Origin of the sequence: Fulvivirga kasyanovii (genome assembly GCF_009711405.1) — a bacterium.
In the GTDB taxonomy this organism is placed as follows: domain Bacteria; phylum Bacteroidota; class Bacteroidia; order Cytophagales; family Cyclobacteriaceae; genus Fulvivirga; species Fulvivirga kasyanovii.
In genome coordinates, this window is record NZ_SMLW01000568.1 from 1 (window position 1) to 9469 (window position 9469).

Consider the following 9469-nt stretch of genomic DNA (forward strand, 5'->3'; position numbering starts at 1 on the left):
CTTTAAAAGACGGGGTTTATTGGGGGCTGGGCCATACTACTACTATAGTTATAGTCGGTACATTTATTATTCTCAGCCGGGCTACCTTTCTGGATAGTGGGATTTTCGAAGCTATAGTTGGGGGCATGCTTATAATCATGGGTTTTACCCGCTTAACCAATAAGAGCAGCTACTCTCGCAAAATGGATTCTTTCAGATATAAACATGGCTTTGCCTATTCCATTGGCCTGATCCACGGCCTGGCCGGTAGCGGAGCCCTCGTGTTACTGGTAATGAGCGAAATTAAAGATATCTATCTGGGCATTGCCTATTTAGTGGTATTTGGCATCGGCTCCATGCTGGGCATGCTGATCGCAGCCAGCCTTTTCAGCATTCCTTTTACCCTCAGAATGAAAGTCAACACTGTCATAAAATCGATTGCCATAGTGATATCATCTATTGTATGCATTACCTATGGCAGCTACATGATCTACGAAAACCTAATTCAAATGAAATCATAATTATGCATCTTTCTCCAAAAGATATTGACAAGCTGGTACTTCACAATGCCGGCTTTCTTGCCCAAAAGCGGTATGCCCGCGGACTCAGGCTCAACTACCCCGAGGCAGTAGCTCTTATTGCTGCACAAATACTTGAATTTATTCGTGATGGGGAAAGTGTAGCCGAGCTGATGAACAAAGGAAAGAAACTGCTGGGCCTCAACGATGTAATGGAAGGCGTGGCGGAGATGATCCATGAAGTGCAGGTAGAAGGGACATTTGCCGATGGCACCAAACTCGTAACGGTGCACCACCCGATATGCCGCGAATCAGGCGACCCGCTTTTGGCATTGTATAGCTCCGGGCTAACTAAGCAGGGGCTGACCACACCACCTGACAATACTGCCATAAACAAACCCGGTGAATACAGGCTTAAGCCTGACGACATCACACTGAACCCCGGCAGGGAAACCATTGAAGTACATGTTACCAACGATGGGGACAGGCCCGTTCAGGTTGGTTCTCACTACCCTTTCTTCGAAACAAATGCCATGTTGAGATTTGACAGGCCTAAAGCCTTTGGGTACCGGCTCAACATTCCTGCCGGAACTGCCGTACGGTTTGAGCCGGGCGAAACCAAAAAAGTGGATTTAGTAGCCATAGACGGACAAAAAATCATCTACGGCGGCAATAATCTCACCGACGGAGGTATTAATGATCATAATAAGGAAAAAGCCATAGAAAAAGCACAAAAAGAAGGCTTTCAATTTAGCACCCAACACTAAAGATATACCATGAGCTACAATATAGACCGTAAAGCATACGCCGACATGTACGGCCCTACTACCGGAGACAAAGTCCGGCTGGGAGATACAGATTTGATCATAGAAGTCGAAAAAGACTACTGTATATATGGTGAAGAGGTGAAATTCGGTGGCGGCAAAGTTATCCGCGATGGCATGGGACAAGCTAGCGGTGTACCTCAGGATGGAGCACTTGACCTTGTTATTACCAATGCACTGGTAATAGACTATACCGGCATTTACAAAGCTGATATAGGGATAAAGAACGGAAGAATTACGGGCATAGGTAAAGCCGGGAATCCACACATTATGCCTGGTATAGACCCAAATATGGTGATCGGGGTTACTACCGAAGTTGTGGCCGGGGAAGGACAGATACTTACGGCCGGAGCTATAGATACGCATATTCATTTCATCTGCCCGCAACAGATCCACGAAGCATTGGCTTCTGGCGTTACCACTATGGTTGGCGGAGGTACCGGTCCTGCTGCGGGATCTAATGCTACTACCTGTACGCCGGGAGCATTCTATATTGAAATGATGCTAAAAAGCACAGACAGTTTCCCTTTAAACTTCGGCTTCCTCGGTAAAGGCAACTCCTCAAAACCGGAAGGCCTGACCGAACAGATAGAAGCAGGCGCGCTGGGACTAAAACTACATGAAGACTGGGGCACCACACCGGCAACCATAGACAATTGCCTTGCTATTGCAGACCAATACGACATCCAGGTGTGCATACATACTGATACCCTGAATGAAAGTGGTTTTGTAGAAACTTCGACCAAAGCTTTTAAGGGACGCACCATACACACCTACCATACAGAAGGTGCAGGTGGCGGACATGCTCCTGATATTATAAAAACCTGCGGTGAACCCAATGTGATACCATCATCCACCAACCCTACCCGGCCTTTTACGGTCAACACTATCGATGAGCATCTCGATATGCTCATGGTTTGCCACCACCTTGATAAAAATATTCCTGAGGATGTAGCTTTTGCCGAAAGCCGTATCAGAGGTGAAACCATTGCTGCCGAAGATATTCTGCATGACATGGGCGCTTTATCCATTATGGCCTCCGATTCACAGGCTATGGGCAGGGTGGGCGAAGTAGTCTGCCGTACGTGGCAGACAGCTCACAAAATGAAGGTACAGAGAGGAGAACTGGCTGAGGAGACTGTGAAAGAAGCAGATAACTTCCGTGTTAAGAGATATATTGCCAAGTACACCATCAACCCGGCAAGAGCACATGGCTTTGCTTCGGAGATTGGCTCAGTTGAAGTGGGCAAGCTTGCTGACCTGGTACTCTGGAAACCGGCTTTCTTCGGCTCAAAACCGGAAATGATCATTAAAGGTGGCGTGATAGTACAATCACAGATGGGTGATGCCAATGCCTCTATCCCTACGCCACAGCCCTCTTACTCCAGGCCCATGTTTGGTGCATTTGGAGGTGCCATCGGCAAAACGTCAATGGCCTTTGTATCAGAGGCTTCTCTGGATCATGTGAGTAAAAACTATGGACTCTCCAAGCAGATCGTGGCGGTTAAGCACTGTCGGAATATTGGCAAAAAGGACATGGCACTGAACGATTACCTGCCGTCCATTGACGTCGACCCTGAAACTTACAAAGTAACCGTGGATGGAGAACACCTGACTTGCGAGCCGGCATCTCAACTGCCTTTGGCACAACTATATAATTTATTCTGATGAACAAGTATGCAAGATTGATGCACCTGGTAGATTCCTCGTTGCCTACAGGTTCGTTTGCCAACTCTTCCGGCCTCGAAAGCAGCATTACTTTCGGCATGATCAAGGATGTTTATGGTTTTAAAAAACACCTGTACTCCTTTTTACAGCAGTCGGCAAGTATGGATATACCCTTCATCAATTCCTGCTTTAATCACCCTGACCTGGATGATGATTTATTGAAAATAACGGAAAGCTATGAAGCCACCATGTTGGTACCTGCCATATACAAAGCCAGTGTAATTCAAGGAAAAAACTGGCTAAGGTTGATGACGTCCTTCTACCCTGACGGAGATATGAGTAAAGTCAATCAATGGTTTGTGAAGCATACCATCCCGGTTCATTTTGTTATTATGTTCCCGCTATGCATGAAAAGGGCCGGGTTCGACCTTCAAGACGTACATGCCATGTACCTGCACATCGTTTTAAGGGACCAGATCAGTGCTGCCATCAGGCTGGGTTTCATTGGCTCTATGGAAGGCAACAGACTGCAACATGACTTTTATGCCTTATTTGACGACCTGTTGGAAAAGTACCTGAACAAAGGATATACGGAGGCATCAAGGTCAGCCTTTTTACTGGATACCGCACAGGTATTCCATGAGTTTATTTATTCCAAACTATTTCAAAATTAAAGTATATGCCTATTCTCGATAAACTTGCTCTTATTCTCCAGGGCCATTCGCACGAAGCTTATGACTCCCCCGGCGATTACAATGAAAGGGAAACAAGAAAACTACCTTCTTACAGAAATTTCAGGAAGCGGGCATTTACTGTTGGCATAGGTGGCCCTGTAGGCACCGGTAAAACGGCCCTACTCAAAGCTTTGTGCGAAAGGATGCGCAACGATTATAAGCTCGGAGTAGTCACTAATGACATTTTCACCCGGGAAGATGCCGAATTCCTGATCCGTCACAGTGCCTTAAGTGCAGACCGTATTGTGGGGGTAGAGACCGGGGGTTGCCCTCACGCGGCCATCCGGGAGGATATATCGCTCAACATGAATGCGCTGGAAGACCTGATGGAAAAGTTTGATTATGACATCGACTTTCTGTTTGTAGAGAGTGGCGGGGACAACCTGGCCGCACACTTTAGTCGAGAGTTGGTGGATTACTCCATTTATGTCATCGACGTATCCGGTGGCGACAAGATACCCCGCAAAGGAGGCCCGGGCATTACGCAATCCGATCTGCTGGTGATCAACAAGATAGACCTGAAGGATCTTGTGGGCGCTGATCTGGAGGTCATGGAAAGGGATTCAAAGAAAATGCGCGGGGATGGCCCCTTTCTGTTTGCCAAGGCACTGCATGGATATGGCCTGGAAGAGATAATTAGCCATATCAACGGTGCTAAAGCCAAAGCACTGCAATCGGTAAAAGAAAGCAGGCGGCGGTGAGCTAGAACTTCCTTTTCATAGGGTTATACCCCAACAGTTCCGGGGCAGATAACAGGTTCATGAGGCCTGCGCAGAGTGGTTGCAGATCAATTCTGGACTTGCCCATGGCCCTTAGGATGTACACCCCTTCACGCGCACGGGTCAAGGAAATAATGCATTTTTGCTCACCTGCATCATAATTTAAGGCAGGCTGGGTTTCAGACCTTATTTCCAGAAGTTTGTTCTCTATCTTTTTAAACCGTAAATCATCAGGGGTACCTGCCACATAGATCGACAGCATGGACTGATACTGCCCGAAGTTTGCAGGAGAATCCGCTATATTTTCATGTGGGGCAAAGTTGAAACGATCCAATACCAAAAGTTTACCATCGATACTGATCTTAATCTCCGAAAGGTACGTATCAAACAGGTATTTCTCTCCGCTATCCGTTCTCCCTGACTGAAACCAGTCTGCAAGAAAAAGCAAGCCTCCCGGCCCTACTTCCCAATATTGTGACTGCCTAAACCGGCTTTCCGCCTGGAGTACCACCGGGTCAGGAAATACTACCGTCAAGGCACTTTCGGCCACGTCTCCTTCTATGTTTTGCTCCGTGACTGCATTCAATACATTTTTATAAATACGCGTATTGGACTGAGAACCCATAAAGGTATTTGTATGTGCTCCGCATTTTATGCTGATATTGATCACATCGGAAGAAACCATACCTCCTCCATAGCTGGTAAGTACTAAATGGCAGGTATTCTGATGGGCATTGGGATGCAGGATCTTTAAAGGTTGTATATTCTTACAGGTGATGAGCTTGGATTTGCCCCGGACCAGGGCTACTTCTATTTCACTACTGTTTACTGCTTGATGCATTTCAATCATGGAATGGAATGACTATTTGCTTTATGGCTTGTCAAAATAAACAGAAAAAGGAAAATGGCCGCAACAGCCGGATAGTTTATAACTGCTCTGAAGGAAAATACCCGTGGTCAAGACCACGGGCATTCTAAAGATTAGAAATTATTTGCAACTCTTATTATAGTCTTCGATAACCATTTTACGCACACCCTCGCGGAAGAGCACTTTATTCAACAGCTTGTTGGCACCTGAAGCTTCTCCGTTGCTCTTTAATGCCTCATACTCTCCATTTTTATATTTGGTAACCACATCCGGGCAATCCGCAAGCTCTTTCTCTACATTCATGTCATTCACCAGCTTTAACTTACCTTCATCTCCAACCTGATAAACCAGGTGAGGTTTTGCACATTCTATATAATAACTGGCAAAAGTTTCACCACTAACCACTGCAGGAGGTGAGTCGTAGTGGTAGTAAAGGGAAATCTTATCATCCAATATTTTTTGCATGAACATCTTTTTGGCAATCATACCGGTACCCACAGCAGACATATCAGCATACTTCACTGACTCGTAAACCAGGGTATCATATTTATAGCCATCAATATCCTTGGCATCGTACTTCTCATACATTTTATTCTTGATCTTTTCGGCCTTTTCAAAGTCTTCTTTAGGAATAAACCTTATGTCTGACTGGTACTGCCATGGAGCCGGATAAACTGATCCGTCATCATAGGCGTACATCATCTTGATATAACCGATGGTAGATTTTCCATCTTTAATAATCTCACCCAATACCACATTCTCATTTTCAATTTTTTCTTCTACACTTTGGGCATACGCACCCGATGCTGCTAAAACTATCGCCAGCATCAGACAAAAAAAGTTCTGTTTCATTCAGATAAATCGTTAAGTTATTTGTAAAATTTTCGCAATATAATTAAATAAATAACCCAGTCAACAAACAGCAAATAACTTAGGGTCAAATAGAAAACAGCAAAATGCACTTCTGCAATAAGCGTACGAAGCAAGTAAAAAGGGGGTCAACCGGAATTTCTGGGGAGATCCTAAATTTTCACCTCTCTGCTGACAGACAGTTATTAATAGCAGTAGGCAAACTCGTATAATATAACAATAAGCCGGTTTACTTATTTTTAGTGGCAAGTTCTCACATTACTTACCTTACTTTCCAATCTATTTACTCCTCACGTTTTAGCTTTCCTAAAAAGGTCTACTGGTTTAAATAAAAAAGGGGCAAAACTGCCCCTTTTCAAATTAGAGAAACTACTTAAAACTACTGTGGATAAAGTATTTGAACCGCTGAAACGTCACCTGAAGTGAAACCATTCCAAGGTAAAATGTATGAGTTCATCACTGAGTTTGAATCAACAGAAGGTGTACCATTAATGAAGTAACCCTGAGTTTGATCTGTGTGGTATAAACCAAATATATGACCCATCTCATGCACGATGGTAAATAGTTTGTAACCACTGTTCAGATAATTATACTTGGTGTTGATCGTCATGGTATGTCCCGGCCTGCCGTTGTATGAAGGCAAATAGGCTCTTGCCACCCAGTTTTCAGAAGAATAGCCAGTTCCGATTACGGTATTGGCATTGCTGCTGCTTGACACAATTGACATATACAATTTTGTGCCATTTACAGCATTCCACTGACTTACCGCACCCTGTATCGCAGTCACCCATGAAGAAGGTACGGAAGAATCAATATAGAATTTGATATTGGTAACATAGCTGTTACTCACCAGATAGTAACCACGGTAATGCTCTGTTCTGGCATCAGAAAGATCAGACCTGTTACCATCCACGTACTTCTGTACTTCATCCTTTGCGATGAGAATGTCATCATCGATAACAAAAACATCCTCCTCCAGTTTGATCTCATCTTTGCTGAATCCTGAACTGACCAAAAAGTCAACCAGCTCATCAGAAGGCTCCTCAACTGCCGGGGCAACTACCTCATCTTCCTGAGTACATGAAACAAAATATAAACTTAAAGCTGCAACTATAGCCAATCTGATTGAAAATAATCTCCTCATTTTTTGTTGGTTTAGATTGAACTATGGTCGCAATGTTAAGGGATATTATTGTACTATACCTGATGAACATTGGCGCTGACAATACTCATGTAATAATAGTATAGTTATTGACGTAACTTTTCACCCTTTTGCCAATATCCGCGTCATGGAAACCACATCGGATGCAAAACATATGTCATCAAAATTTTGTAACTTTCTATACCAACATAACCTAAGCCTGATATGGAAAAGAAATATACCAGCCTCAAAGAATTCTATCCGTTTTACCTCTCTGAGCACAGTGATGTTACATGCAGGGTACTACACTTCATAGGTACTGCTTTGGTTTTTGCACTCCTTTTTGCAGCCATATTCACACAGATCTGGTGGCTGCTTGCTCTTATCCCCCTGGTGGGGTATGGATTTGCCTGGGTAGGGCATTTTTTCTTTGAAAAGAACAAACCCGCTACCTTTCAATACCCGGGATATAGCCTGGCCTCAGATTTCATCCTGTTCTTTGACCTGCTTACCGGTAAAAGGAAATTTGATCCTCAAAATGAAAGTCACGCTTAGCCTTATTGCACTTTTATTGCTAAATGCATGCGCAGCCTCCGTTGACAAAGAAGGGGAAGTGGCTAAGCTCCTTTTGTCAGATGAGCTGGACAGGAAGGCCCACATGACCGGAGACGCCGGATTACTGGTCTCTCGCATGGCCGACACACTCGTTTCCATTCAGAATGGGCAGATATCCAAAGCTTCAAAAGCTCAAATAGAGGAGCAATTTTCTCAGTATTTCAACCAGGTCAAATATAGAAAATGGGACAACATAGCACCTCCGGCCATTCACATCTCAGACGATGGCAAGTTTGCCTCCCTTACGATAAACAAAATCACCGAAACCAGGGAAGCCGATTCTCCCGACTCAACCTACATGACCACAACCTTCGCATGGACAGCACTTTATAGAAAAGAGAATGATCAATGGAAAATGTTTTCCATCACTTCCACAAGAGCATCCCAATAGCCTATGGAACCATCACTAAATACATGGACGATCATTTTTTTAATTGCTGCGGTGCAGGGAATCTTTTTAAGCACCATGATTTTTTTGAGAGGCTCTTCAATAAATAACCTACTGGGCTTTCTTGTTTTATCATTCAGCGTCATGCTATTTTACTATGTAACCTATTGGACGCATTATGATCAATTACTCCCCAAGAGTATAGCCTCAGCTCAGGGACTTACCTATGTACTGGGGCCACTGGCTTATTTTTATATTCGGTCCGACAGGAAAAACTTGTATTTCAACGGCTGGCACCTGCTCCCCTTTGTACTTTACCTGATCTACTTTTTTATTCAGCCTGCTTTTAACATTTCATATCATCCTCTAATCAGGACAACCCAGGTGATTTTTCAATGCGGACACCTGCTTTTTTACAGTGCGGCCATTTTTTGGTTTATACATGCTATGGGCAGCAATCTCCATAATGGTGAATTGAAGTTTCTGCTCTGGCGTAAAAAGGTAGCCTATGCCTTTACGGGTTATACATTAAGTTTCTTTGCCTATTATGCGCTGGTGTTTACAGGCACATTAAAAATCGAATACGACTATATTATATCTATAGCCTCATCGGTATTCATTTATTTTATTGGCTATCATGGATACCAAAACCCCCAGATACTTATACGCAATGAAGCCTCCAAATACCAAAGATCATCGCTTTCAACCACAGCCGCAGAGTCTATTTTAACCCGGATCAAAACATATATGGAAACTGAAAAGCCCTACCTGGACAGCAACCTTAAGCTACAGCAATTGGCAAAACAACTGGAGCTGTCCCCTCACCATATTTCCCAGAGCATCAATGAACTCGACGGGCAGAGCTTTTCTGACTTTATTAATCAGTATCGCATCCATGAGGCTCAATCAATGCTGAAAGACCCTGATCAGACAGATAAAAAGATAATCCATATTGCCCTTGACTCCGGGTTTAACAATAAAGTCTCTTTTAACAATGCCTTCAAAAAGATAGCCGGCATCACCCCTTCCGAATACAGAGATCTTTGCCTGACTATGTCCGGAGCGCCTCAACCGAAGTAAACAGGTAAAATATTATCGGATTTACCCTTAATTGCAGATAGTCCCTCTATAATAGAAAAAAAAAA

General features: G+C 43.9%; 11 protein-coding genes. 8 read left to right on the top strand and 3 right to left on the bottom strand.

What is annotated here, in order from left to right:
* From E1163_RS30580 to ureG, 5 genes are all read left to right on the top strand, one after another.
* A partial coding sequence (locus E1163_RS30580) for an urease accessory protein (RefSeq protein ID WP_185156093.1) occupies positions 1–500 on the top strand: 500 nt, incomplete at its 5' end.
* A 2-nt stretch (positions 501–502) separates the two neighbouring features.
* Positions 503–1264 (top strand): urease subunit gamma, encoded by a 762-nt coding sequence (gene ureA / locus E1163_RS14635; RefSeq protein ID WP_155173081.1) that lies wholly within the window; start codon positions 503–505, stop codon positions 1262–1264.
* Between the two features lie 9 nt (positions 1265–1273).
* Positions 1274–2989, top strand: a complete 1716-nt coding sequence (gene ureC, locus E1163_RS14640; RefSeq protein WP_155173083.1) for an urease subunit alpha — start codon at positions 1274–1276, stop codon at positions 2987–2989.
* Positions 2989–3663: an urease accessory protein UreF gene (locus tag E1163_RS14645; protein ID WP_155173085.1), complete on the top strand. Its 675-nt coding sequence runs from the start codon at positions 2989–2991 to the stop codon at positions 3661–3663. The genes ureC and E1163_RS14645 overlap by 1 nt, the downstream gene beginning before the upstream one ends.
* A 5-nt stretch (positions 3664–3668) precedes the next feature.
* On the top strand, positions 3669–4424 hold the full coding sequence (gene ureG, locus E1163_RS14650) for an urease accessory protein UreG (protein ID WP_155173087.1): 756 nt from the start codon (positions 3669–3671) through the stop codon (positions 4422–4424).
* A 1-nt stretch (position 4425) separates the two neighbouring features.
* On the opposite strand, the gene E1163_RS14655 is transcribed toward ureG, so the two are convergent.
* The 3 genes from E1163_RS14655 to E1163_RS14665 form a co-directional block, all read right to left on the bottom strand.
* Positions 4426–5283 (bottom strand): urease accessory protein UreD, encoded by an 858-nt coding sequence (locus E1163_RS14655; protein WP_185156094.1) that lies wholly within the window; start codon positions 5281–5283, stop codon positions 4426–4428.
* A 147-nt stretch (positions 5284–5430) separates the two neighbouring features.
* A complete protein-coding gene (locus tag E1163_RS14660; protein ID WP_155173091.1) occupies positions 5431–6162 on the bottom strand; it encodes a hypothetical protein in 732 nt (243 codons plus the stop codon).
* Positions 6163–6559: 397 nt separating this feature from the next.
* Positions 6560–7324, bottom strand: a complete 765-nt coding sequence (locus E1163_RS14665; protein ID WP_155173093.1) for a M57 family metalloprotease — start codon at positions 7322–7324, stop codon at positions 6560–6562.
* Between the two features lie 222 nt (positions 7325–7546).
* Between E1163_RS14665 and E1163_RS14670 the strand changes: the two genes are divergently transcribed.
* The 3 genes from E1163_RS14670 (at position 7547) to E1163_RS14680 (ending at position 9404) form a co-directional block, all read left to right on the top strand.
* Positions 7547–7876 (top strand): Mpo1-like protein, encoded by a 330-nt coding sequence (locus tag E1163_RS14670; protein WP_155173094.1) that lies wholly within the window; start codon positions 7547–7549, stop codon positions 7874–7876.
* Positions 7860–8327 carry a DUF4440 domain-containing protein gene (locus tag E1163_RS14675; protein WP_155173096.1) on the top strand — a complete coding sequence of 156 codons (468 nt, stop codon included), beginning with the start codon at positions 7860–7862 and terminating at the stop codon, positions 8325–8327. The genes E1163_RS14670 and E1163_RS14675 overlap by 17 nt, the downstream gene beginning before the upstream one ends.
* Before the next feature lie 141 nt (positions 8328–8468).
* On the top strand, positions 8469–9404 hold the full coding sequence (locus tag E1163_RS14680; RefSeq protein ID WP_185156095.1) for an AraC family transcriptional regulator: 936 nt from the start codon (positions 8469–8471) through the stop codon (positions 9402–9404).
* The last annotated feature ends 65 nt before the right edge of the window (positions 9405–9469 follow it).